The sequence below is a fragment of the Citrobacter sp. MGH105 genome (assembly GCF_001037485.2).
In the GTDB taxonomy this organism is placed as follows: domain Bacteria; phylum Pseudomonadota; class Gammaproteobacteria; order Enterobacterales; family Enterobacteriaceae; genus Citrobacter; species Citrobacter portucalensis.
In genome coordinates, this window is the sequence record NZ_CP073048.1 from 4655442 (window position 1) to 4679171 (window position 23730).

Consider the following 23730-nt stretch of genomic DNA (forward strand, 5'->3'; position numbering starts at 1 on the left):
CGCATGATCCGCCGCGCAATTCTGAAAGCGGTGGCAATCCCCGGTTACCAGGTCCCGTTTGGCGGACGTGAAATGCCGATGCCCTACGGCTGGGGAACCGGCGGTATTCAGCTTACCGCCAGCGTGATTGGCGAGCCGGACGTACTGAAGGTGATTGACCAGGGCGCAGACGACACCACTAACGCCGTGTCGATTCGTAATTTCTTCAAGCGTGTGACCGGGGTGAATACCACTGAACGTACGGAAGATGCGACACTGATCCAGACCCGCCACCGCATCCCGGAAACGCCGCTGGTGGAAGATCAAATCATTATCTTCCAGGTACCGATCCCTGAGCCGCTGCGCTTTATCGAACCGCGCGAAACGGAAACCCGCACCATGCACGCGCTGGAAGAGTACGGCATCATGCAGGTGAAACTGTATGAAGATATCGCCCGCTTCGGCCATATCGCCACCACTTACGCCTATCCGGTGAAAGTTAATGACCGCTACGTCATGGACCCGTCGCCCATCCCGAAATTCGACAATCCAAAGATGGACATGATGCCAGCCCTGCAACTGTTTGGCGCTGGCCGCGAAAAGCGTATCTATGCCGTTCCACCTTATACCCGCGTGGAGAGCCTCGATTTCGACGATCACCCGTTTACCGTGCAGAGCTGGGATGAGCCTTGCGCCATCTGCGGCTCAACCCACAGCTATCTCGATGAAGTGGTGCTCGATGACACCGGCAAACGCATGTTTGTCTGCTCCGACACCGACTACTGCCGCCAACAGAGCGAGGCCCTCAGCAAATGACGCAACCGCTGCTTTCAGTCAACAACCTGACCCATCTCTACGCGCCGGGCAAGGGCTTCAGCGATGTCTCTTTTGACCTGTGGCCAGGCGAAGTGCTGGGCATCGTCGGCGAGTCCGGTTCCGGCAAAACCACGCTGCTGAAATCAATCTCTTCACGGCTGACGCCGCAGAGCGGTGAGATTTTGTATCAGAACCGTTCGCTGTACGGCATGAATGAGGCCGACCGTCGCCGTCTGCTGCGCACCGAATGGGGCGTGGTGCATCAGCATCCGCTGGATGGCCTTCGCCGTCAGGTCTCCGCAGGCGGCAATATCGGCGAACGCCTGATGGCCACCGGCGCGCGCCACTATGGCGACATCCGTGCCACCGCGCAGCGCTGGCTGGAGGAGGTGGAGATCCCTGCCTCGCGTATCGACGATCTACCCACCACCTTTTCTGGCGGCATGCAGCAACGCCTGCAGATTGCCCGCAACCTCGTCACCCATCCCAAACTGGTGTTTATGGACGAACCTACCGGCGGGCTGGACGTTTCCGTACAGGCCAAACTGCTGGACCTGCTGCGCGGCCTGGTGGTGGAACTGGATCTGGCGGTAGTGATTGTCACCCACGATTTGGGCGTCGCGCGCCTGTTGGCCGACCGTTTACTGGTGATGAAGCAAGGTCGGGTGGTGGAAAGTGGGTTAACCGACCGCGTGCTCGACGACCCGCATCATCCGTATACCCAGTTGCTGGTGTCGTCGGTGTTGCAGAACTGATTTTTTGTTGTGCCGGATGGCGGCTGCGCCTTATCCGGCCTACGGAGCGGCATCGCTTGTGCCGGATGGCGGCTGCGCCTTATCCGGCCTACGGAGCGGTATCGCTTGTGCCGGATGGCGGCTGCGCCTTATCCAGCCTACGGAGCGGTATCGCTTTTGCCGGATGGCGGCTACGCCTTATCCGGCCTACGGAGTGGCATCGCTTGTGCCGGATGGTGGCTATGCCTTATCCGGCCTACGGAGCGGCATCGCTTGTGCCGGATGGCGGCTATGCCTTATCCGGCCTACGGAGTGGTATCGCTTGCGCCGGATGGTGGCTATGCCTTATCCGGCCTACGGAGCGGCATTGGTTGTAGGCCTGATAAGCGAAGCGCCATCAGGCAATCGAACGCAAAAATGTCTAAAGAGGCTAAAAATGAACGCGATCCGCGTTGAAAATGTCAGTAAAACTTTTGTCCTGCATCAGCAAAACGGTGTGCGTCTGCCGGTGTTGCAAAACGCCACTCTGGACGTTAAAAGCGGCGAATGCGTGGTGCTGCACGGTCACTCGGGCAGCGGCAAATCCACATTGCTGCGTTCGCTGTACGCCAACTACCTGCCGGATGAAGGACACATCCACATCCGCCACAGCGATGAATGGGTTGATCTGGTGCAGGCCCCGGCGCGCAAAGTACTGGAAGTTCGCCGTTCAACCATCGGCTGGGTGAGCCAGTTCCTGCGCGTGATCCCGAGGATTTCCGCGCTGGATGTGGTGATGCAACCGCTGCTGGATCTGGGGGTCTCCCGTGAGGAGTGTGCAGCCAAAGCAGCTAACCTGCTTACCCGCCTGAACGTGCCGGAGCGATTGTGGCACCTGGCGCCGTCGACCTTTTCCGGCGGCGAACAGCAGCGCGTCAATATCGCCCGCGGGTTTATCGTCGATTACCCAATTCTGCTGCTCGATGAGCCTACCGCCTCGCTGGACGCCAAAAACAGCGCCGCCGTCGTCGCATTAATTGAAGAGGCGAAAGCCCGCGGCGCAGCAATTGTCGGCATTTTTCACGATCAAACCGTGCGCGACCGCGTAGCGGATCGTCTGCATCTGATGGGAACAACAGCATGATTATCAATAATGTAAAGCTGGTACTGGAAGATGAAGTGGTGCAAGGATCGCTGGAAATTGCGGGCGGGTTTATTCGCGCCTTTGCCGAAACCCAGAGCCGTCTACCTGAGGCGCTGGACGGCGAAGGCGGCTGGCTGCTACCAGGGCTTATCGAGCTGCATACCGATAATCTCGACAAATTTTTCACCCCGCGCCCGAAGGTAGACTGGCCTGCCCACTCGGCGATGAGCAGTCACGACGCGCTAATGGTCGCCAGCGGCATTACCACCGTGCTGGACGCGGTGGCAATTGGCGATGTACGCGACGGCGGCGACCGTCTGGAAAATCTGGAGAAGATGATCAATGCAGTCGAAGAGACGCAAAAGCGCGGGGTCAATCGCGCCGAGCATCGCCTGCACCTGCGCTGTGAGCTGCCGCATCACACTACCCTGCCGCTGTTTGAAAAACTGGTCAGCCGCGAGCCGGTAACGCTGGTGTCGCTGATGGATCACTCGCCAGGCCAGCGTCAGTTCGCCAATCGCGAGAAGTACCGCGAGTATTATCAAGGCAAGTATTCGCTCACCGACGAGCAGATGGCCCGCTATGAAGAAGAACAGTTAGCGCTGGCGGCGCGTTGGTCACAGCCCAATCGCGCGGCGATTGCCCAGATGTGTCGTGAGCGCCAGATTGCGCTGGCGAGCCATGATGATGCCACCCATGATCATGTGCTGGAATCGCACCAGCTTGGCAGCGTGATCGCCGAATTTCCCACCACCTTCGAAGCGGCTGAAGCCTCGCGCCAGCATGGTATGAACGTGCTGATGGGCGCGCCGAACATCGTGCGCGGAGGATCTCATTCCGGCAATGTGGCGGCGCATAAGCTGGCTGAGCTGGGGCTACTGGATATTCTTTCTTCCGATTACTACCCCGCCAGCCTGCTCGACGCGGCATTTCGCGTGGCGGATGACGACGCCAACCGCTTTACCCTGCCGCAGGCCATTCACATGGTGACCCGCAATCCGGCGCGGGCATTAAATCTCGACGATCGTGGCGTTGTAGCCGAAGGCAAACGCGCGGATCTGGTGCTGGCACACCGCAAAGGCGGCAACATCCATATCGACCACGTCTGGCGTCAGGGCAAAAGGGTATTCTGACTATGGGTAAACTGATCTGGCTGATGGGGCCATCCGGCTCCGGTAAGGACAGTCTGCTGGCCGAACTCCGCCAGCAGGAACCGGCGCAACTGCTGGTGGCGCACCGTTACATCACCCGCGCCGCCAACGCCGGGAATGAAAATCATATTGCGCTGAGCGAACAAGAATTTTTTACCCGCGCCGGGCAGAACCTGCTGGCACTGAGCTGGCACGCCAATGGCTTCTACTACGGCGTTGGTGTGGAGATTGACCTCTGGCTACACGCCGGTTTTGATGTGGTGGTCAACGGCTCGCGTGCACATCTGCCCCAGGCGCAGGCCCGTTACGGCACATCTTTACTCTCCATTTGCTTACAGGTTTCTCCGGCGATTTTACGCCAGCGCTTGCAGGCTCGTGGACGGGAGAGCGAAACGGAAATCGCCGCCCGTCTTGAGCGCGCAGCCCGCTACGCCCCGTATGACTGCCACGTCCTGAACAACGATGGAAGTTTACTACAGTCTGTCGATACACTACTCACACTGATGGGACGCAAGGAGAAGAAACATGTCTGTCTGTGAATTACGCCGCGCAACGCTATACGATACCGATGCGGTTTATGCGCTCATCTGTGAGTTGAAACAGGGTCAATTCGACCTGCAGGCCTTTAGTGCCGGGTACGCCGCAAATCTGCAAGATCCCAATATGCACTACCAACTGGCGCTGCTCGACGGACAGGTCGTCGGCTTGATTGGTCTGCACCTGCAGTTTCATCTGCACCACGCTAACTGGATTGGCGAAATACAGGAACTGGTGGTGATGCCGCAGGCGCGAGGATTAACGGTAGGCAGTCAGTTACTGGCCTGGGCCGAAGCCACCGCGCGCGAAGCGGGTGCAGAGATGACCGAGCTTTCCACCAGCACTCAACGCCTTAACGCTCACCGTTTTTATCAGCGCGAAGGCTATACCCAGAGCCATTTTCGCTTCACTAAACCGTTGTAGGGGGAGCCATGAGTCTGACCATTACGCTGACGGGAACGGGCGGCGCGCAGCTGGTGCCGACATATGGCTGCGACTGTGCGGCCTGCCAACGAGCACGCTTACAGGCGCAATACCGTCGACGCCCTTGTAGCGGGGTGGTCAAGTTCAATAATACGGTGACGCTGCTGGACGCGGGGCTCCCACATCTGATGGACGACTGGCCGGCGGGCAGCTTCCAGCAGTTTCTACTGACCCACTATCATATGGATCATGTGCAAGGGCTGTTTCCGTTGCGCTGGGGTGTGGGGGCGACTATCCCGGTGTACGGTCCGCCGGATGAACAGGGTTGCGACGATCTGTTTAAGCATCCCGGCATCCTCGATTTTAGCCATACCGTGGCACCGTTCGTGGTGTTCGACCTGCAAGGATTGCAGGTAACGCCGCTACCGCTCAACCATTCAAAGCTGACGTTTGGTTATCTGCTGGAGACCGCACATAGCCGCGTGGCGTGGCTCTCCGATACCGCCGGACTTCCCGACAAGACGTTGAAGTTTCTCCACAATAACCAGCCTCAGGTGATTATCATCGACTGCAGCCATGCCCCGCGCGCCGAGCCACCGCGCAATCATTGTGATTTAAACACCGTTATCGCCTTAAACGAAGTTATCCGCTGCCCACGGGTGATCCTGACGCATATCAGCCATCAGTTTGACCTGTGGATGATGGAACATCCGCTACCAGTAGGGATTGAGGCAGGATATGACGGAATGGAGATTGTGCTGGAGTAATTTCCCGGACAATAAGACTTGTTAACAGGTCTCTTAAATCCTATATTAAGACCAGTTAAATGGTCTTTAGGAGAGGTTATGCCGCATATCATTTTAAGCGATACCACCGCGAGTGTGAGTGAGCTAAAAAAGAACCCGATGGCGACTGTTAGCGCAGGAGATGGGTTTCCGGTCGCAATCCTGAACCGTAACCAGCCCGCCTTTTATTGTGTGCCAGCAGAGCTTTACGAAAAAATGCTCGATGCGCTGGACGATCAACAGCTGGTTAAATTAGTCCATGAACGTAGCCAACAACCCCTGGTGGATGTGGATCTGGACAGCTACTTATGAGTTATACGGTAAAGTTCAGGGAAGATGCGCTGAAAGAATGGCAAAAACTTGATAAAGCCATTCAGCAGCAATTTGCCAAAAAACTAAAGAAATGCTGTGAAAATCCGCATATTACTTCAGCAAAGCTCAGGGGAATAAAAGATTGCTACAAAATCAAACTACGAACATCAGGGTTTCGTCTTGTTTATCAAGTCATTGACGACACCCTGGTCATCGTGGTCGTTGCCGTCGGTAAACGCGAGCGTAGTGAAGTCTATAATCTTGCCAGCGAAAGATTTCGCTAACGATCGTAATCTTCTTCCATTCTGCGCTCTTCGTCTTCTAACTGACGCCGTTCTTGATCGAGCTGGCGCTGGCGGTCATCCAGTTGGCGACGTCGATCTTCAAACTGGCGGCGGCGATTGTCATATTGCCTGCGCCGGTCGTCACTCATCTGGCGCTGCCAGCTTTCATCACGGGAGTCGTCATAATCCCGCCCGTTGTCCGGTTTGTATGCGTCGTTAATCGCCTGCTGAATATTACCAATGGCGTCATCGATAATATCCGCCTGTGCCGATACGGTGGTCAGCATTAGCAAACTAAAAAGAAGGAATGTCGCGGAGCGTTGCATAAAACCAGCCTCATCAAGAAACTCGCCCCACGGTAATCAAAGCGTATTTGCGCGGGTAGCGGAGGAATCTCAATTACGCGAATGCCGCAGCGCCTGCGCCAGCTCTCCCCGAGTAAAAGGCTTACGCAATAGCGCCACATCCGGCAACGCTGGGTTATGCGCCGGACGTAAATCCTGACCGCTAATCAGCAGGATGGACAACTGCGGATAATGTGCCAGCGCATGATTCACCACATCCACGCCGCTCAACCCTCCTGGTAGCATTAAGTCGCTGATTAAAATATCAATCTCGGATGAAGCCGCCAGCATATGCATCGCCTGTTCGCCGTTGGCGGCCTCTAACGTCAGGTAGCCCAGCAGGTGTAACTGCTCGCACAACGTCTGGCGTACATCGGCTTCATCTTCAAGCACCAACACCAGTTTTTCACCGCTGTTCGCCGCATGTACCGCCACCGGTTCTGCCTGAGCCTGCACCGGCACAACGGCGCGAGGCAGTTGTAGCCTGACCGTCGTTCCCTGCCCGGGAGCGCTTTCAATCTCCACCCGACCTCCGGACTGGCGCACAAAACCGTAAACCATCGACAGCCCCAGTCCGCTGCCGCTACCGGTCTGTTTGGTGGTGAAAAACGGCTCGAAGACCTGGGCTTTCACCTCCTGTGACATCCCGCTCCCCTGGTCGGCAACCTCCAGCATCACCATATCCTGCTTGCGCCCATCGCTGCGCGTGACCCGCTGATTCCAGGTACGGATTTTAATCGTGCCCGCCTGCCCGTCCATGGCGTCACGGGCGTTCATCACCAGATTGATAATAGCGTTTTCCAGTTGGCTGACGTCAATCCACGCGGGCCAGGCGGGAGACTGGGCTTCAATCTCCAGCGTCAACGTGGCCGGAAGAGAGTGGCGCATCAGTTCGCCCAGATTTTCCAGCAGCGTTTTCAGCTCCACCGCATGAGGGTGCAACGACTGTTTGCGCGAAAAGGCCAGCAGTCGCTGGGTAAGCAACGCCCCACGCTCGGCGGCTTTTAGCGCCCGATTGACCCGTGGCGCATCGGGCGACTCCGGATTCACCAGATCCAGACTGCCAATAATAACCGCCAGCAGGTTATTGAAATCATGTGCTAATCCACCCGTCAGTTGCCCCACCGCCTTCAGCTTTTGGCTGTGCAACAGCGCTTCTTCCAGCCCCTGACGTTCGGTGCGATCGATTTCCATCTGGCTGGTTTTTTCTTTTAGCAGTCGGGTTGTGTGCTCCAGCGACGCGGTGTTACGGGCAAAGACGCTAAAAGCGCGGGCCAGCTCGCCCAGCTCATCGCGACGCTGCAGGGCCGGGACGCTGACGTCTGATTCACCGTGCGCCAGCCGGGTCATCGCCCGTGAAATGGCCGTCAGGTTGGAACCGAGATTACGGTAGATATACCACCCGGCAAAACCGGTGATCACCACCGCCAGCAGCGCAAACACTAAAATAAACAACGCGCCGGATTGCAGTTCCTGATGGCTTTGCGCCACCCGCTGCTCTGAGATCAGCGCCACCTGCGAGGCATACTGATTGATATCGCTGTTGAGGATCGCCACCAGCGCTTTGATATGAAACATATACCAGTTGATGGCCAAATCGCTCTGCTCCAGCGCGGAAGAGAGCGGCTCCAGCTTATGCAGCTCCTGGTTGAAGTCGTTGAGGATACCGCTAATCAGCGGACTAGCATGGCGCAAGGGAAGCGCAGGCATCACCGCATCCAGTTGTTTCACCACCGAACGCGGCGTGGGCGTGTCGATGGCGGCAACAATTAAGCGGTCCATCTGCCCCAGCAACGCATCATCCTGCGCGCCGGTCAACTTTTGCAGATGACGTAAATAGCTTTGATTTTGATACAGCGAACTGAGCAACGCGTTACGCTCCAGGTGTCGCCGCTGCCCGCGCTGCAACATCCCTTCTACGCTTCTTTGTAGTTCATTACTGCGCTGGATAATACGCTCGACCAGCACCGGCTCTTGCTGTGCCAGCGGCGCGGTAGCCAGTTGTTCCAGCGACTGCTTCAGCGCCCTTTGCGTCTCCTGCAGCCGCTCCGCTTCCCCTTTGTATTCCAGCGCCCCGACCACCTGCGACAACCGCACCGCCGCTGTCGCCACATTCGCCGTATCCCGCGCCAGGTTCATGCTGCCGGTCATGTCGTCAACGGTTTGCTGCTGCACCTGCTCCTGAATCTGACTGGCATGCTGAAAACCCAGCACCGCCACGCCGCTCACCATCAGCGTGACAGCCACCACCAGCAGATTGAAGAACAGCAATCGTCCGCGCGCACTGGCGAAAAAGTGACGTCCCGGTTGCGGCATATCACGCTCCGTGAAGAAAAATCGCAATATGACAAATATGAACGGCTTCTGACATTTTGCATTTACATTCCTGTGATGGACTGCTGATATCGGCCACCCCACAGGAGATCCGCCATGAGCAGGACACCGGTTCTGGAGATGCGCAACATTGCTAAAGCGTTTGGCAAATTTTACGCGCTGAAAGGGGTCGATTTAACGGTCTGGCCGGGCGAGATTCATGCCCTGATGGGCGAGAATGGCGCGGGGAAGAGCACCCTGATGAAGATCCTCGCGGGCGCCTATACCGCCACCAGCGGTGAGATCCTGATTGACGGTCAGCCGTTCCATATTCGCGGTCCTAAAGATGCGCTTAGCGCAGGCATCACGCTGATTTATCAGGAGATGCAGCTCGCGCCGAACCTGACGGTAGCGGAAAATATCTTTCTTGGCAGCGAGCTGTCGCGCGGCGGGCTGGTCCAGCGTAAAGAGATGGTGATGCAGTCGCAGAAAGTCATCGACCGACTCGGCGCCCAGTTTAAGGCCAGCGACCGTGTGATGACGTTGACCATCGCCGAACAGCAGCAGGTGGAAATTGCCCGCGCCCTGCACCGTAACAGCCGCATTCTGGTAATGGATGAACCCACCGCCGCCCTCTCCTCACGTGAAACCCACCGCCTGTTTGAACTGATCATGCGCCTGCGCGATGAGGGGATGGCGATTATCTACATCAGCCATCGCATGGCGGAAGTGTACGAACTTTCGGACCGCGTCAGCGTCCTGCGCGACGGGCAATATGTTGGCAGCCTGACCCGCGACAAGCTCAACGCCTCGGAGCTGGTACGCATGATGGTGGGCCGTCCGTTGAGCGATCTGTTCAACAAAGAGCGCGACATTCCCTTAGGTAAAGCACGCCTCAATGTTCATCACCTGACCGACGGCCATAAAGTCCAGCCGTGCAGCTTGCTGGTGCGCTCCGGGGAGATCGTCGGCCTGGCCGGGCTAGTCGGTGCCGGGCGTTCTGAACTGGCTCAGCTTATTTTTGGCGTGCGTAAAGCCATCGGCGGCATGATTGAAGTAGACGGTGAACCGGTAGTGATCCACTCCCCCCGCGAGGCGATTGACCACGGCATTGGCTTTCTGACGGAAAACCGCAAAGAACAGGGATTATTTTTAGAGCTGGCAGCGGCAGAAAACATCACCATGGCAACGCTGGAGCGTGACGCCAACTGGGGCATGCTCGATCGCAAAAAGGCGCAGGCTATTTCCGATGACGCCATCAAGCTGCTCAACATCCGCGTGCCGCACGCACAGGTACGCGCGGGTGGGCTGTCCGGCGGTAATCAGCAAAAACTGCTGATTTCACGCTGGGTCGCGATCGGCCCACGTATTTTGATCCTCGATGAACCCACGCGCGGCGTGGACGTCGGTGCCAAAAGCGAGATCTACCGGATCATGAACGATATGGCGCGCAAAGGCGTAGCGATCCTGATGATCTCCAGCGAACTGCCGGAAGTCGTCGGTATGAGCGATCGCGTGTACGTCATGCGGGAAGGCAGCATTGCCGGCGAGCTGAACGGACAAAGTATTACCCAGGAAAATATTATGACGCTGGCAACCGGCGTGAACGACTCCCACCATCAGGCGGTGCCCCATGAATAATCCAACCACTCCCCAGCAGGTGGCGAAATCCGCCTCCGCAAAAAAAATGCTGATGAGCGATCTGATGCAAACGGTCGGTATCTTACCGATTCTCATCCTGATTGTGGCGGTATTTGGCTTTATCGCGCCTAACTTTTTTACCGAAAGCAACCTGCTGAATATTACCCGTCAGGCCTCAATCAACATCGTGCTGGCGGCTGGCATGACCTTCATTATTTTGACCGGCGGGATCGACCTCTCGGTTGGCTCGATTCTCGGTACCACCGCTGTCGCAGCCATGGTCGTTTCTCTTATTCCTGAGCTTGCCATGCTGTCGATTCCGGCGGCGCTGATGCTCGGTCTGGTGCTGGGGCTGTTTAACGGCGCGCTGGTTGCTTTTGCCGGACTACCGCCGTTTATCGTCACGCTTGGAACCTATACGGCGCTGCGCGGTGCGGCCTATCTGCTGGCCGACGGTACAACGGTGATTAACTCCAATATCAGCTTTGAGTGGATCGGTAACAACTATCTCGGCCCGGTTCCGTGGCTGGTGGTCATTGCGCTGGCGGTGGTGGTGGTGTGTTGGTTCATTCTGCGCCGCACCACGCTCGGCGTTCATATCTACGCGGTCGGCGGCAATATGCAGGCCGCACGTTTAACCGGGATCAAAGTGTGGCTGGTGCTGCTGTTCGTCTACGGCATGAGCGGTTTGCTCTCAGGTCTTGGCGGGGTGATGAGCGCCTCGCGGCTGTATAGCGCCAACGGCAACTTAGGTATGGGTTACGAGCTGGACGCCATCGCGGCGGTGATCCTCGGCGGCACCAGCTTTGTTGGCGGGATCGGCACCATCACCGGCACGCTGGTGGGGGCGTTGATAATCGCCACGCTCAATAACGGCATGACGCTGATGGGCGTCTCCTATTTCTGGCAACTGGTGATCAAAGGGGCGGTGATCATCATAGCGGTGCTGATCGACAAATACCGTACCCGACACCATCAAAGTGCATAGACAAGCTTACTGGCCTGCTCATTCGTAGGCCTGATAAGCGCAGCGCCATCAGGCGTATAACAACAATACCCTACGTGAGGAAACGAGTATGCGTTTGAAGCCATTAGTAACCGCGCTCTGTGCTGGCGCCCTGCTTGCTGCAGCTCCGTTTGTGCAGGCAAAAGAACTGAAATCGATCGGCGTTACGGTAGGCGATCTGGCCAACCCGTTCTTCGTGCAGATCACCAAAGGCGCGGAGCTGGAAGCACGCAAGCTGGCAGGTGATAGCGTTAAAGTAACGCTGGTTTCCAGCGGTTACGATTTGGGGCAACAGGTGTCGCAGATCGACAACTTTATTGCCGCAAAAGTCGACATGATTATCCTTAACGCCGCCGACTCCAAAGGCATCGGCCCGGCGGTAAAACGCGCGAAAGACGCCGGGATCGTGGTGGTTGCCGTTGACGTGGCGGCGGAAGGCGCAGACGCGACCATTACCTCCGATAACACCCAGGCAGGTGAAATGGCCTGTAAATACATTACCGACCGCCTGAAAGGCAAAGGCAACGTCGTCATCATCAACGGGCCGCCGGTTTCCGCCGTCCAGAACCGCGTGGAAGGCTGCCAGACTGAGTTCAAACGCCACCCGGACATCAAGGTGCTGTCGCATAACCAAAACGCCAAAGGCAGTCGCGAAGGCGGGCTGGAGATCATGACCGCGTTGCTGGCGGCGAATCCGAAGATCGACGGCGTATTCGCCATTAACGATCCGACGGCGATCGGTGCCGATCTGGCGGCAAAACAGGCGCAGCGTAGCGAATTCTTTATTGTCGGCGTAGATGGATCCCCGGACGGTGAAGAAGCGCTTAAGCGCGAAAACTCACTATTTGTGGCGACTCCGGCACAAGATCCGCAGGTGATGGCTGCCAAAGCGGTCGAAATCGGCTATGACATATTGCAGGGGAAACCCGCCCCGAAAGAACCCGTGCTGATCCCGGTGACGATGATCGATAAAAACAACGTCGGCAGTTATAAGGGTTGGACGGTTAAATAGCCCGCCACAACAACGCCGGATGGCGGCGAAAATGCCCTATCCGGCCTACAAGATCGCTATGAATTTGTAGGCCGGATAAGCGCGGCCCATCCGGCATTATATTAAGGAGGATTCAGCCGATGAAACGCTCCGCAATAAACGAGATCCTTGGCCACACGCGCCAGTTTTTCTCTCAGCACGACGTGCATCTCCCCCCTTTTGCCAGCTTCCCCCCGACCCAATGGCGCAAGCTTGATGCCACAGCCTGGAGCGAAGTGTTCGACCTTAAGCTCGGTTGGGATGTCACCGCATTTGGCGGCAACAATTTCGCCGCGCAAGGGTTAACGCTGTTCACTCTGCGTAATGGCTCGCCGAAAGGAATGCCTTACGAGAAATGCTACGCCGAGAAAATCATGCATGTTCGCGATGCGCAGGTCACGCCGATGCATTTTCACTGGCGCAAACGCGAAGACATTATCAATCGCGGCGGCGGCAATTTAATTGTGGAACTGTGGAATGCGGGGATCCGGGAACAAACGGAGGAGACCGACGTGAGCGTAGTGATTGACGGCTGTCGGCAAACCCATGCAGCGGGCAGTCAGTTACGCCTGACGCCGGGTGAAAGCATCTGCCTGCCGCCGGGCCTGTATCACAGCTTCTGGGCGGAAGAAGGTTTTGGCGACGTGTTGGTCGGCGAGGTTTCTTCTGTTAATGACGACGACCACGATAACCACTTTCTGCAACCGATCGCCCGCTATAACGACATTGAAGAAGACGAGCCGGCGCAGCTGGTGCTGTGTAACGAATATCGCCTGTTCCGCTAACCAAGGAGCGCATTATGCCGTTGATATCTCTCGCTGATGGCCTTGCACATGCCCGTGAGCATCGCTATGCCTTAGGGGCATTTAATGTTCTGGATTCACACTTCCTGCGCGCGCTGTTTGCCGCGGCAAAGCAGGAACGTTCGCCGTTTATCATCAATATCGCCGAAGTACATTTTAAATATATCTCGCTGGATTCTCTGGTCGAGGCGGTCAAGTTCGAAGCCGCGCGGCATGACATTCCGGTGGTGCTAAACCTTGACCACGGCCTGCACTTTGAGTCGGTAGTTCGGGCACTACGCTTAGGGTTCAGTTCAGTGATGTTCGATGGCTCCACGCTGGAGTATGAAGAAAATATCCGCCAGACCCGCGAAGTGGTGAAAATGTGCCATGCCGTCGGCGTGTCGGTGGAAGCCGAACTGGGTGCGGTGGGCGGTGATGAGGGCGGCGCGCTGTACGGTCATGCCGACGAGTCGCTGTTTACCGACCCAATGATGGCGCGTGATTTCGTCGACAGAACCGGGATTGACGCGCTGGCGGTCGCCATTGGCAATGCCCACGGCAAATACAAAGGCGAACCGCTGCTCGACTTCCCGCGTCTGGACGCCATTCGCCAGCAGGCGGCAATCCCGCTGGTACTGCACGGCGGCTCCGGCATCAGCGACGACGATTTCAAGCGCGCGATTGAACTCGGCATTCACAAAATCAACTTCTATACCGGCATGTCGCAGGCGGCGCTGTCGGCGGTAGAAACACGGATGGCGAATCGCCAGCCGCTGTACGACGAATTCGCCGAACTGCTGCTCGGCATTGAAGAGGCCATTACCGATACCGTTTCGGAACAGATGCGCATTTTTGGCAGCGCGGGACGGGTCTGATGGAACGCAAAGGCGTTATCGCCGCAGGCAACATGCTGGTCGATCACGTGCATCAAATTGTGCAGTGGCCGGAACGTGGCTGGCTGGCGGAAATCACCCGTAGCGAACGCGCCACGGGCGGTGCGCCGCTTAATGTGCTGCTGACGCTGGCAAAAATGCACACTGGGCTGCCGTTGCAGGCGGTGGGGTTAATCGGTCAGGACAGCGACGGCGACTACATCATGGCGATGCTGGAGCAGTATCACGTTAATCGCCAACACGTGCAGCGCACCACATTCGCCCCCACGTCGATGTCGCAGGTGATGACCGATCCCAGCGGTCAGCGCACCTTTTTCCACTCGCCCGGTGCCAATCGGCTACTCGATCTGCCTGCGTTTGAGCAACTGGATACCTCGATGAAAATCTTCCATCTGGGATATCTGCTGCTGCTCGACAGTCTGGACATGCCGGATGAGGAGTTCGGGACGCGTAGCGCACGGCTGCTGGCGCAAATGCGCGACAACGGCTTTGAAACGTCGCTGGATCTGGTCTCACGCAAGGGCGACCCGCGCTATCAACCACTGGTGATGCCAGCCCTGCGCCATCTAGACTATCTGGTGATTAACGAGCTGGAAGCCGGGGAGTTCAGCGGGCTGGAGATCCGCCAGCCCAACGGCGAACTGCATATTGCGCACATCGCCACCGCCGCACGCGAATTATTGGATGCAGGTGTACGCCAGCGGGTGGTGATCCACTGTCCGGAAGGTGCCTGGGGTGAAGCGCCGGATCTGCCGGGCGTCTGGATCCCGTCGCAGTACCTGGCGCAGGAGGAGATCGTTGGCAGCGTCGGGGCGGGAGATGCGTTTTGCGCTGGATTTTTGTATGGCTGTCATGAGCGCTGGTCGCTGGCGGACAGCGTCAGGTTGGCACACGCCTGTGCGCGGGCAAGTTTGCTGTGCGCGAATGCGATAGATGGCGCGAAGACGCTGGCAGAGTTGAAAGCAGAAATGGCTGACGCCTGATGCGCTACGCTTATCAGGCCTACGGAGTTGTTATCGCTTTTGTAGGCCGGATAAGGCGTTTACGCCGCATCCGGCAACTGCACACGTTCACGCCGCCTTATCGTGATGTTGCACGTCGGCGGCAAACACATAACCCAGCCCGCGCAGGGTTTTGATCAACATTGGCTGGTGCGGGTTGTTCTCTATTTTTCGCCGCAGCCGCATGATTAACACGTCAATAGTGCGGTCAAACACCTCAACGCTGTCGCTGCGCGTCAGCTCCAGCAGTTGTTCCCGGCTCAGCACCCGCCGGGCATTTTGGGCCAGCGCCAACAGCAGGCTGTATTCCCCTTGCGTCAACTCCACCTTCAACTGCTGGGGATTATGTAACTGGCAACCGGCGGTATCGAGATGCCAGCCATTAAAAGAAAGCCCCGTGGTCTGTGGGCCGCCGCTTTCTGCCGTTAACACGCCAACGCGTCTGAGCACCGCCTTTACCCGCGCCACCAGCACCCGCGCATTGAACGGCTTACCGATATAGTCGTCAGCCCCCATTTCCAGCCCGACAACCACATCCGACTCGCTGCCTAAGCCCGTCAGCATGACTACCGGTAATCCGGGCCTCATCTTCTGCACCTGTTGTAGCACCATCAGACCGTTAATATCGGGCAACATCATATCCAGTAATACCAGAGCGATATCCGGCTGAGTCTCAATGCAGCGCAGCGCCTCCTGCCCGGTGTGACAGGCGGTCACCGTAAAGACGTGTTCGCTCAGCACATCCTGTAAAAGCGTGCAGACAGCGATGTCATCATCCACAACCAGTATGGCTGGCTTCATTGTTTTTCCCCATTTCTGGCCAACTTAAATGAGTGTGATTGATTCTGCACAGAGTGACAGCGATAAGGCACAAGGATGTGCGGGAAACATAACCTCGGTCACACTGCCGGGGCGTCACGTATTGGAGATTCGTCACGTCAAATATGACGACAGCCTGTTTTTCGTCAGGGTTTTGCGCAAAATTCGCCCGTAATATCGACTAATGCCCCTGATAAAAACATGGCATAAAAGATGCATAACAAAAACGACAAGCGCGTATGCGCGATTTGATTAACTGGAGCGAGACCGATGAAAAAAGTCGTCACGGTTTGCCCATATTGCGCATCAGGTTGCAAAATCAACCTGGTGGTCGATAACGGCAAAATCGTCCGGGCTGAAGCGGCGCAGGGGAAAACCAACCAGGGTACCCTGTGTCTGAAGGGCTACTATGGCTGGGATTTTATCAATGATACCCAGATCCTGACCCCTCGTCTGAAAACCCCTATGATCCGTCGCCAGCGTGGCGGCAAACTGGAATCCGTTTCCTGGGATGAAGCGCTTGATTACGTCGCCAGTCGTCTGAGCGCCATCAAAGCGAAGTATGGCCCGGACGCTATTCAGACGACCGGTTCATCTCGCGGTACGGGTAACGAAACCAACTATGTAATGCAAAAATTCGCGCGCGCCGTTATTGGTACCAATAACGTTGACTGCTGCGCTCGCGTCTGACACGGCCCATCGGTTGCAGGTCTGCACCAATCGGTCGGTAACGGCGCAATGAGTAATGCTATCAATGAAATTGATAACACAGATTTAGTGTTCATCTTCGGGTACAACCCGGCGGATTCCCACCCGATCGTGGCGAATCACGTGATTAATGCTAAACGTAACGGGGCGAAAATCATCGTCTGCGATCCGCGCAAAATTGAAACCGCGCGTATTGCCGACATGCACATCGCGTTGAAAAACGGCTCGAACATCGCGCTGCTCAACGCTATGGGTCATGTCATCATCGAAGAAAAACTGTACGACCAGGCGTTCGTCGCCTCCCGTACGGAAGGATTCGAAGAGTACAGCAAGATCGTCGAAGGCTATACGCCGGAGTCTGTCGAAGATATCACGGGCGTTAGCGCGCAGGATATTCGTCAGGCTGCACGTATGTATGCCACGGCGAAAAGCGCGGCAATCCTGTGGGGCATGGGTGTTACCCAGTTCTATCAGGGCGTGGAAACCGTGCGTTCACTGACCAGCCTCGCAATGCTGACCGGCAACCTCGGTAAGCCGAGCGTGGGCGTTAACCCGGTTCGTGGGCAGAACAACGTTCAGGGCGCATGTGACATGGGCGCCCTGCCGGATACCTATCCGGGCTATCAGTATGTGAAAGATCCGGCTAACCGCGAGAAGTTCGCTAAAGCCTGGGGCGTGGAAAGTCTGCCTGCTCATACCGGTTATCGCATCAGCGAACTGCCGCACCGTGCAGCGCATGGCGAAGTCCGCGCGGCGTACATCATGGGTGAAGATCCATTACAAACCGATGCTGAACTCTCCGCAGTGCGCAAAGGCTTTGAGGATCTGGAACTGGTCATCGTGCAGGATATCTTCATGACCAAAACTGCCGCTGCCGCAGACGTTATTTTACCGTCTACGTCATGGGGTGAGCATGAAGGCGTATTCTCCGCAGCTGACCGTGGCTTCCAGCGCTTCTTTAAAGCCGTTGAGCCGAAGTGGGATCTGAAAACGGACTGGCAGATTATCAGTGAAATCGCCACCCGTATGGGCTATCCGATGCACTACAACAACACCCAGGAAATCTGGGACGAGTTGCGTCATCTGTGCCCGGATTTCTATGGTGCCACTTACGAGAAAATGGGCGAACTGGGTTATATCCAGTGGCCTTGCCGCGACACCTCAGAAGCCGACCAGGGTACGTCTTATCTCTTCAAAGAGAAGTTCGACACCCCGAACGGCCTGGCGCAGTTCTTCACCTGCGACTGGGTAGCGCCAATCGACAAACTCACTGAGGAGTACCCGATGGTACTGTCTACAGTGCGTGAAGTCGGCCACTACTCTTGCCGTTCGATGACCGGTAACTGTGCGGCGTTGGCCGCGCTGGCGGATGAACCGGGCTATGCCCAGATCAACACCGCCGACGCAGAACGCCTGGGCATCCAGGATGAAGAGCTGGTGTGGGTGAACTCGCGTAAAGGCCGGGTCATTACCCGTGCGGCAGTCAGCGATCGTCCAAACAAAGGCGCGATTTACATGACCTACCAGTGGTGGATTGGTGCATGTAATGAACTGGTAACCGAGAACTTAAGTCCGATTACCAAAACGCCGGAGTACAAGTACTGTGCTGTAAACGTTGAACGCATTGCCGATCAGCGCGCTGCCGAGCAGTATGTCATTGATGAGTACACCAAGCTGAAAGCCAGCCTGCGCGAAAGCGCGATGGGTTAAGCTTCCCCTGACGGCCTCCATTCGGAGGCCGTTTTTTTATGCACATAATCTCTCTATACTGTTCATTCCCTACACTAAATCTAAATATAAGATGAAACGACTTTTCGCCTTGATGGTGTTAATGACATGCTTTGTCCATGCCGAAGAGCCCGGTAGTCAGTTTTTGAAAGCCGCCGAGTCCGGAGACCGACGTGCACAATATTTCCTCGCTGATACCTGGTTTAGCTCAGGCGATTTGGGTAAAGCGGAATATTGGGCGCAAAAAGCCGCCGACAATGGTGATGCCGATGCTTACGCATTGCTGGCACAGATTAAGATTACCAATCCGGTCAGTCTGGATTACCCCCAGGCCAAAACGCTGGCGGAAAAAGCGACCCAGGCAGGCAGTAAAACCGGGGAAATTACGCTGGCGCGTATTCTGGTCAACACTCAGGCTGGACACACCGATTACCCCAAAGCCATTACCTTGCTGCAAAACGCCTCCGAGGACCTGGAAAACGACTCCGCCGTCGACGCGCAAATGCTGCTTGGGCTGATTTACGCCAACGGCGTGGGTATTCCCGCAGACGATGAGAAAGCGACGTGGTATTTCAAACGTAGCTCAGCCATCTCCCGCACCGGTTATTCCGAATACTGGGCCGGGATGATGTTCTTAAACGGTGAGCAGGGTTTTATCGTGAAGAATAAACAGAAGGCATTGCACTGGCTGAATCTGAGCTGTACGGAAGGATTCGATACCGGCTGCGAAGAGTTTGAAAAGTTAACCAACGGGTAGTCGTTGTAGGCCTGATAAGCGTAGCGCCATCAGGCAACCCGGAGCAGGTTGCCGGATGGCGGCGTTGCCTTATCTGGCCTACAAGGCGGTCTTATCAAACTTACCTAATACTTCGCGCTCATAGGCCAGCGCTTTTTTGCGGTCAAATTTGTGTTCCCACTTGGAGATAACCAGCACCGCCAGTGCGTTACCCACCACGTTCAGCGCGGTACGCGCCATGTCGAGGATACGGTCAACACCAGCAATAAACGCCAGGCCTTCCAGCGGGATCCCCACGCTGCCCAGCGTTGCCAGCAGCACCACGAATGATACGCCCGGCACGCCCGCAATCCCTTTCGAGGTCACCATCAACGTCAACACCAGCACGATTTCCTGCCACAGCGACAGGTCGATACCGTACAGCTGTGCAATAAAGATCGCAGCAATACTCTGATACAGCGTTGAACCATCAAGGTTGAATGAGTAGCCGGTCGGCACCACAAAGCTGGTGATTGAAGCTGGCGCGCCATAGGCTTCCATCTTCTCGATAATACGCGGCAGTACGCTCTCGGAGCTGGCGGTAGAGTAAGCCAGAATCAACTCGTCTTTCAGAATGCGGATCAGGATCCAGATGCTCAAACCGCAGATACGCGCCACGATACCCAGCACCACCAGCGCGAAGAACAGGATGGCAAAGTGCACCAACAGCACCAGCTTCGCCAGCGGCCACAGGGAGGCAAAACCGAAGTTTGCGACGGTAACGGCAATCAGCGCGAAAACGCCGACTGGCGCATAGCGCATAACCATGTGGGTCACTTTAAACATGGTTTCGGAAATAGAACGGAACACGGTAACCAGCGGTTCGCGGTGAGTTGCCGGCAGGGAAGACAAGCCTAAACCGAACAGCACCGAGAAGAAGATAATCGGCAGCATATCGCCTTTTGCCATCGAGGCGACGATATTGGTCGGCACCAGTGACAAAATTGTCCCCATCAAACCATGCGCGTGGCTCTGTACTTCTGCAGTCGTGCTTTGATATTTCGAAATATCCACGGTCGCCAGTTGCGACATATCAATCCCGGAACCCGGCTGGAACACATTAGCCAGCGTGATCCCAAGGATAATCGCCACGGTGGTGATCACTTCGAAATAGAGAATAGTTTTGGCGCCAATGCGGCCCAGCTGTTTTGCATCACCGACTCCGGCAATACCGACAACCAGCGTAGAGATGACAATGGGCACAACGATCATTTTGATCAGATGGATAAAGATATCGCCCGCCGGTGACAGCAGGTTTACAACCAGCCATTCACGGCTGTCACTATGGTAATGCAGGTAACTCCCTAGCAGAATGCCCAGCACCATGGCGATTAGAATCTGCCATGCCAGGCTGACTTTCAAATTTTTCATAACAACGGACTTCCTCGATGGAGCGCTATTCCACATGCGGTGTGTGGGAATAGTACATACTGAAAGGGTATGAATTGTGTTGCGTTCGTTTATGGAGTTTTTTAACGCTTATTATCATTATCATCTGCATGGCATTCCGCGCAACCCTCTAAGAACAGGGCTTTTGGCTGATTTTATGCATAAAAATGCAATTTTATCGCGGTATTGATGAATAACTTTTTGTTATAAAAGAATTTTAATATGTTCAAAAATGAAGAAGTCATGGTGTGAGTTTTTTTCGCCCATTTGTTCGTTTGCCTGTTTTTTAAACAGGCCAAATGATACAAATCACAAAAAAAACAAATTTATTTTTGCCGATTCTGCAATAACTTCGCCATATTAATAGAGTCAACGAGCTGTGCCCGGTTCACCCTAGGCGAGTTTAAATCCATAACCTTTTGCCACACTGAAATAGCCTGGGCGTAGTCTGCCTGCATAAACGCATCTGAGGCTAACAGCATCAGCGCGGTGACCTCTGCCGGGTCCAGCGCCAGAGCCTTATCAATCATCTCGCGAGTGGGTGGCGTCATATGTTGTCCGGCCTGGTAATACAATACCGTTGCCATCGCGGAATAGATCTCAGCATTTTCACCGCCGACACGCAGCGCCTGTTCGTAGGCCAGCAGCGCATTATGATACGCGTTTTGCCAAAGATAGTACTCCCCGAGTTGCGCCCATTTCACGCCGTCCTGGGGATTAGCGCGAATCTGCGATTGCAGCAAAAGCAACTGTTTTTCCTGAACATTTTCATCGGAGAAAGCATGTAAAGGGTCTGCCAGTCTCGTTTGCTCCTGACGAACCGCCTGCCATTTTGGCGTCAACAAGTAGCCTCCAATGCAGGCCACAACCATCAGCACCGCCGCAGCGGTCAGCCGCTTCACAGGCATTGGGCGTAACAGCGGTTCGGACTGGTTCATTGTTCACCTTCCTCCGTATGCTGACGTCTTCTCACTCGCCAGACCACCACACCTACCAGCAATAACAGCAGGCACGGCAACGCCCACAGCAGCAGCGTTTGCTCATTCAGCGGCGGATTATAACGAACGAAGTCACCGTAACGCTCGGTCATCCATGTCGTGATCTCAGCTTCGCTTTTCCCTTCCGCCACCATGCTATAAACCTGATGGCGCATACTGACCGCTACCGGCGCATTGGATTCCAGCAAGTTTTGGTTTTGACACTGCGGGCAGCGAAGCTGGCTGGCAATGGACAGCGCTTGTTCCTGCTGTTGCGGATTTTCAAAGCGCCAGGTATCCACAACCTGGGCATGTGTGGTAAAAGGTAGAAAAATCAGTAAAGCCACAAGTAACATCGTTTTGCCGGATGGCGGCGTGAACGCCTTATCCGGCCTACCCTGCTTTTCACTCGTAGGCCTGATAAGCGCAGCGCCATCAGGCAATAACTCTGGATGCTTCCTTCCTCGCCATGCGCTCAGCAGCGCGCCAAAGACCATTAATAGTCCCCCACCCCAAATCCAGCGCACGCCGGTCTGCACGTACAAACGCATGGCATAGCGGTCAGGTCCGGTTTTTTCACCCATTACCGCGTACCAGTCATGCATCAGATTCCAGCGGATCCCCGGCTCCATCATCTGTTGACGGCGCGCGGCATAGAAGCGCCTTTCAGGTTGCAGGCTGCCAATACGTTTCTCATTGTGCCACAGCGTGATCTGCGCTTTTTCACTGGTGTAGTTACCTTTGGCTTCCAGGTCGAGACGCTCAAAACGGAAAATGTAACCCGCCAGTTCAACCTGCTGCCCAGGGCTCAGGTTCAGGCTTATCTCCTGACGGCTACCGCTGGAAAAGACGATCCCCGCCGCAAACACCAGCACCCCGGCATGCGCCAGCAGTGCCGGAAGCTGGATGCGGAAAGACACGTTGCGGCTTCTGACCGTTGCCAGCACGATAACCAGCAGCATCAGCAGGCCAAAGGGCAGCGTAGCACGGTTAAAGTACGGTGCGCCTACGGAGAGCCGTCCCCAGCCGAACAGCCCGTAAATCATCGGGTAGAGCGTGCCAATCAACACAATCAGCAGCACCGCACTAAAGAGCAGCAGCGCAACCAGAATCAGCATCTCGCGTGACCAACCGCCAAAACGCGCATTCTGCCGGACTTGCTGGCCCCGCCAGGCGTACAGCCCGAGCGACGCCAGACTCAACACGGTAAACAGCGCAAACAGCGGCGCGGCGCGGACGTTATCCAACGCGAAAGCATGCACCGAAACGAGAATGCCGGAACGTACAATCAGCGTCCCAAGCAGCGATAAAATCAGCGTGACGATCGCCAGTAGCAGCGACCAGTGGCGGAAGATTCCGCGCTGGCGCGTGATATACAGGCTATGCAGCAGCGCGCTGGCGGAAAGCCAGGGTAATAAGGAAGCATTTTCAACCGGGTCCCAGAACCACCAGCCGCCCCAGCCCAGCTCGCAATAGGCCCACCAGGAGCCGAGGATAATCCCCAGCGTCAGCGCGCACCAGCCGGGCAGCGCCCAGCGCCAGCACACCCAGGCGCTCTGCGCATTAAAGTCACCACGTAGCAGCGAGGCCAGCGCCACGCCTGCCGCCACCATCAAACCACCGTAACCCAGGTACAGCAGAGGTGGATGGAGGATTAACCCGAGATGTTGCAGCATCGGGTTAAGGTCGCGCCCTTCAATGGCAGGCGGGAAGATGCGCACGAACGGATCGGACCATACCACCACAAACAGCAGCAGCAGGGCCGTTATCATTGAAAGGACGCTGAGCGTCAGCGGAAACAGCGCGTCGGTATCACGCCGATAGCGTAAAGCGAACAGCGCGCTCCAGCCGGAAAGAAACAGCACCCACAGCAGCAGCGATCCTTCATGACCGCCCCACACCGCCGCCAGTTTTAATCCCCACGGCAGCAGGCTGTAGCTGTGCTGAGCAACGTAGACCACCGAAAAGTCGCTGGTCAAAAAGCAGAATACCAGAATGGCAAAAGCCAGCAGTAGCAGGGTAAATTGCGCCCACACGCCCACCGTTGCAAGGCGCATCACCCCTTGCCAGCGCTGGCGGACACCCACCAACACGGCAAGCGGGGTCAACACGTTGACCCCAAGGCTTAATAACAGCGCCAGAAAACCGGCTTCAGGAAGGAGAACGTCCAGATATCA

At 56.2% G+C, this 23730-nt stretch carries 23 protein-coding genes; 17 read left to right on the plus strand and 6 right to left on the minus strand.

All coding sequences use genetic code 11. The features are described from left to right. Window positions 1–3: 3 nt before the first annotated feature. From phnJ to SK35_RS22335, 9 genes are all read left to right on the plus strand, one after another. Window positions 4–795, plus strand: coding sequence for an alpha-D-ribose 1-methylphosphonate 5-phosphate C-P-lyase PhnJ (gene phnJ / locus SK35_RS22295; RefSeq protein ID WP_049259807.1), 792 nt, complete (start codon window positions 4–6; stop codon window positions 793–795). Beyond that, window positions 792–1550, plus strand: a complete 759-nt coding sequence (gene phnK, locus SK35_RS22300) for a phosphonate C-P lyase system protein PhnK (protein ID WP_048215110.1) — start codon at window positions 792–794, stop codon at window positions 1548–1550. Before phnJ ends, phnK begins: the two co-directional genes overlap by 4 nt. A 415-nt stretch (window positions 1551–1965) precedes the next feature. Further along, window positions 1966–2652 (plus strand): phosphonate C-P lyase system protein PhnL, encoded by a 687-nt coding sequence (gene phnL, locus SK35_RS22305; RefSeq protein WP_003826708.1) that lies wholly within the window; start codon window positions 1966–1968, stop codon window positions 2650–2652. Beyond that, the gene (phnM, locus tag SK35_RS22310; protein ID WP_048215111.1) at window positions 2649–3785 is read left to right on the plus strand and encodes an alpha-D-ribose 1-methylphosphonate 5-triphosphate diphosphatase; all 1137 of its coding nucleotides are present in this window, start codon (window positions 2649–2651) and stop codon (window positions 3783–3785) included. Before phnL ends, phnM begins: the two co-directional genes overlap by 4 nt. Window positions 3786–3787: 2 nt before the next feature. Then, the gene (gene phnN, locus SK35_RS22315) at window positions 3788–4342 is read left to right on the plus strand and encodes a ribose 1,5-bisphosphokinase (protein ID WP_048215112.1); all 555 of its coding nucleotides are present in this window, start codon (window positions 3788–3790) and stop codon (window positions 4340–4342) included. Next, window positions 4329–4763 (plus strand): aminoalkylphosphonate N-acetyltransferase, encoded by a 435-nt coding sequence (gene phnO, locus SK35_RS22320; protein WP_048215113.1) that lies wholly within the window; start codon window positions 4329–4331, stop codon window positions 4761–4763. Before phnN ends, phnO begins: the two co-directional genes overlap by 14 nt. A gap of 8 nt (window positions 4764–4771) precedes the next feature. Next, complete coding sequence (gene phnP, locus SK35_RS22325; protein WP_048215114.1) at window positions 4772–5530, plus strand: phosphonate metabolism protein PhnP; 759 nt, start codon at window positions 4772–4774, stop codon at window positions 5528–5530. A gap of 78 nt (window positions 5531–5608) precedes the next feature. Beyond that, window positions 5609–5860 (plus strand): type II toxin-antitoxin system Phd/YefM family antitoxin, encoded by a 252-nt coding sequence (locus SK35_RS22330; protein WP_006688247.1) that lies wholly within the window; start codon window positions 5609–5611, stop codon window positions 5858–5860. Beyond that, on the plus strand, window positions 5857–6144 hold the full coding sequence (locus SK35_RS22335; protein WP_048215115.1) for a type II toxin-antitoxin system RelE family toxin: 288 nt from the start codon (window positions 5857–5859) through the stop codon (window positions 6142–6144). Before SK35_RS22330 ends, SK35_RS22335 begins: the two co-directional genes overlap by 4 nt. Here the strand turns inward: SK35_RS22335 and yjdP are convergent. Together yjdP and SK35_RS22345 are read right to left on the minus strand one after the other, a co-directional pair. Beyond that, on the minus strand, window positions 6141–6470 hold the full coding sequence (gene yjdP / locus SK35_RS22340) for a DDRRRQL repeat protein YjdP (RefSeq protein ID WP_003031807.1): 330 nt from the start codon (window positions 6468–6470) through the stop codon (window positions 6141–6143). The genes SK35_RS22335 and yjdP overlap by 4 nt on opposite strands. A gap of 69 nt (window positions 6471–6539) precedes the next feature. Continuing rightward, complete coding sequence (locus SK35_RS22345) at window positions 6540–8804, minus strand: hybrid sensor histidine kinase/response regulator (protein ID WP_048215116.1); 2265 nt, start codon at window positions 8802–8804, stop codon at window positions 6540–6542. 114 nt (window positions 8805–8918) lie between these two features. On the opposite strand from SK35_RS22345, the gene SK35_RS22350 reads away from it, so the two are divergent. From SK35_RS22350 to SK35_RS22375, 6 genes are all read left to right on the plus strand, one after another. Further along, complete coding sequence (locus tag SK35_RS22350) at window positions 8919–10442, plus strand: sugar ABC transporter ATP-binding protein (protein WP_003844755.1); 1524 nt, start codon at window positions 8919–8921, stop codon at window positions 10440–10442. Then, window positions 10435–11430 (plus strand): ABC transporter permease subunit, encoded by a 996-nt coding sequence (locus SK35_RS22355; RefSeq protein WP_008786947.1) that lies wholly within the window; start codon window positions 10435–10437, stop codon window positions 11428–11430. Before SK35_RS22350 ends, SK35_RS22355 begins: the two co-directional genes overlap by 8 nt. A gap of 88 nt (window positions 11431–11518) precedes the next feature. Beyond that, a complete protein-coding gene (locus tag SK35_RS22360) occupies window positions 11519–12460 on the plus strand; it encodes an ABC transporter substrate-binding protein (RefSeq protein WP_003826688.1) in 942 nt (313 codons plus the stop codon). Between the two features lie 119 nt (window positions 12461–12579). Next, the gene (locus SK35_RS22365) at window positions 12580–13263 is read left to right on the plus strand and encodes a D-lyxose/D-mannose isomerase (RefSeq protein ID WP_008786945.1); all 684 of its coding nucleotides are present in this window, start codon (window positions 12580–12582) and stop codon (window positions 13261–13263) included. Between the two features lie 14 nt (window positions 13264–13277). Beyond that, on the plus strand, window positions 13278–14138 hold the full coding sequence (locus SK35_RS22370; protein WP_003826670.1) for a ketose 1,6-bisphosphate aldolase: 861 nt from the start codon (window positions 13278–13280) through the stop codon (window positions 14136–14138). Continuing rightward, complete coding sequence (locus SK35_RS22375; RefSeq protein ID WP_156174779.1) at window positions 14135–15139, plus strand: carbohydrate kinase family protein; 1005 nt, start codon at window positions 14135–14137, stop codon at window positions 15137–15139. The genes SK35_RS22370 and SK35_RS22375 overlap by 4 nt, the downstream gene beginning before the upstream one ends. An 87-nt stretch (window positions 15140–15226) precedes the next feature. Here the strand turns inward: SK35_RS22375 and SK35_RS22380 are convergent, their stop codons facing one another. Further along, window positions 15227–15958 (minus strand): response regulator transcription factor, encoded by a 732-nt coding sequence (locus SK35_RS22380; protein ID WP_008786942.1) that lies wholly within the window; start codon window positions 15956–15958, stop codon window positions 15227–15229. Window positions 15959–16246: 288 nt separating this feature from the next. Between SK35_RS22380 and fdhF the strand changes: the two genes are divergently transcribed. Continuing rightward, window positions 16247–18394 carry a formate dehydrogenase subunit alpha gene (gene fdhF / locus SK35_RS22385; protein WP_081003612.1) on the plus strand — a complete coding sequence of 716 codons (2148 nt, stop codon included), beginning with the start codon at window positions 16247–16249 and terminating at the stop codon, window positions 18392–18394. Window positions 18395–18485: 91 nt separating this feature from the next. Beyond that, a complete protein-coding gene (gene yjcO / locus SK35_RS22390) occupies window positions 18486–19169 on the plus strand; it encodes a Sel1 family TPR-like repeat protein YjcO (RefSeq protein WP_048215118.1) in 684 nt (227 codons plus the stop codon). Between the two features lie 78 nt (window positions 19170–19247). Here the strand turns inward: yjcO and gltP are convergent, their stop codons facing one another. The 3 genes from gltP to nrfF all read right to left on the minus strand — a co-directional run bounded on the left by gltP (window position 19248) and on the right by nrfF (window position 23724). Further along, on the minus strand, window positions 19248–20558 hold the full coding sequence (gene gltP / locus SK35_RS22395; RefSeq protein WP_020996087.1) for a glutamate/aspartate:proton symporter GltP: 1311 nt from the start codon (window positions 20556–20558) through the stop codon (window positions 19248–19250). A 344-nt stretch (window positions 20559–20902) separates the two neighbouring features. Then, entirely contained in the window at window positions 20903–21514 is a 612-nt protein-coding gene (gene nrfG / locus SK35_RS22400) for a heme lyase NrfEFG subunit NrfG (RefSeq protein ID WP_003826658.1), read from the minus strand. Next, the gene (nrfF, locus tag SK35_RS22405) at window positions 21511–23724 is read right to left on the minus strand and encodes a heme lyase NrfEFG subunit NrfF (RefSeq protein WP_048215119.1); all 2214 of its coding nucleotides are present in this window, start codon (window positions 23722–23724) and stop codon (window positions 21511–21513) included. The genes nrfG and nrfF overlap by 4 nt, the downstream gene beginning before the upstream one ends. Between the last annotated feature and the right edge of the window lie 6 nt (window positions 23725–23730).

Bases quoted from the DNA above. Each gene is read 5' to 3' on its own strand.
- phnJ (WP_049259807.1), top strand. From the start codon at position 4: ATGATCCGCCGCGCAATTCTGAAAGCGGTGGCAATCCCCGGTTACCAG.
- phnK (WP_048215110.1), top strand. From the start codon at position 792: ATGACGCAACCGCTGCTTTCAGTCAACAACCTGACCCATCTCTACGCG.
- phnL (WP_003826708.1), top strand. From the start codon at position 1,966: ATGAACGCGATCCGCGTTGAAAATGTCAGTAAAACTTTTGTCCTGCAT.
- phnM (WP_048215111.1), top strand. From the start codon at position 2,649: ATGATTATCAATAATGTAAAGCTGGTACTGGAAGATGAAGTGGTGCAA.
- phnN (WP_048215112.1), top strand. From the start codon at position 3,788: ATGGGTAAACTGATCTGGCTGATGGGGCCATCCGGCTCCGGTAAGGAC.
- phnO (WP_048215113.1), top strand. From the start codon at position 4,329: ATGTCTGTCTGTGAATTACGCCGCGCAACGCTATACGATACCGATGCG.
- phnP (WP_048215114.1), top strand. From the start codon at position 4,772: ATGAGTCTGACCATTACGCTGACGGGAACGGGCGGCGCGCAGCTGGTG.
- SK35_RS22330 (WP_006688247.1), top strand. From the start codon at position 5,609: ATGCCGCATATCATTTTAAGCGATACCACCGCGAGTGTGAGTGAGCTA.
- SK35_RS22335 (WP_048215115.1), top strand. From the start codon at position 5,857: ATGAGTTATACGGTAAAGTTCAGGGAAGATGCGCTGAAAGAATGGCAA.
- yjdP (WP_003031807.1), bottom strand. From the start codon at position 6,470: ATGCAACGCTCCGCGACATTCCTTCTTTTTAGTTTGCTAATGCTGACC.
- SK35_RS22345 (WP_048215116.1), bottom strand. From the start codon at position 8,804: ATGCCGCAACCGGGACGTCACTTTTTCGCCAGTGCGCGCGGACGATTG.
- SK35_RS22350 (WP_003844755.1), top strand. From the start codon at position 8,919: ATGAGCAGGACACCGGTTCTGGAGATGCGCAACATTGCTAAAGCGTTT.
- SK35_RS22355 (WP_008786947.1), top strand. From the start codon at position 10,435: ATGAATAATCCAACCACTCCCCAGCAGGTGGCGAAATCCGCCTCCGCA.
- SK35_RS22360 (WP_003826688.1), top strand. From the start codon at position 11,519: ATGCGTTTGAAGCCATTAGTAACCGCGCTCTGTGCTGGCGCCCTGCTT.
- SK35_RS22365 (WP_008786945.1), top strand. From the start codon at position 12,580: ATGAAACGCTCCGCAATAAACGAGATCCTTGGCCACACGCGCCAGTTT.
- SK35_RS22370 (WP_003826670.1), top strand. From the start codon at position 13,278: ATGCCGTTGATATCTCTCGCTGATGGCCTTGCACATGCCCGTGAGCAT.
- SK35_RS22380 (WP_008786942.1), bottom strand. From the start codon at position 15,958: ATGAAGCCAGCCATACTGGTTGTGGATGATGACATCGCTGTCTGCACG.
- yjcO (WP_048215118.1), top strand. From the start codon at position 18,486: ATGAAACGACTTTTCGCCTTGATGGTGTTAATGACATGCTTTGTCCAT.
- gltP (WP_020996087.1), bottom strand. From the start codon at position 20,558: ATGAAAAATTTGAAAGTCAGCCTGGCATGGCAGATTCTAATCGCCATG.
- nrfG (WP_003826658.1), bottom strand. From the start codon at position 21,514: ATGAACCAGTCCGAACCGCTGTTACGCCCAATGCCTGTGAAGCGGCTG.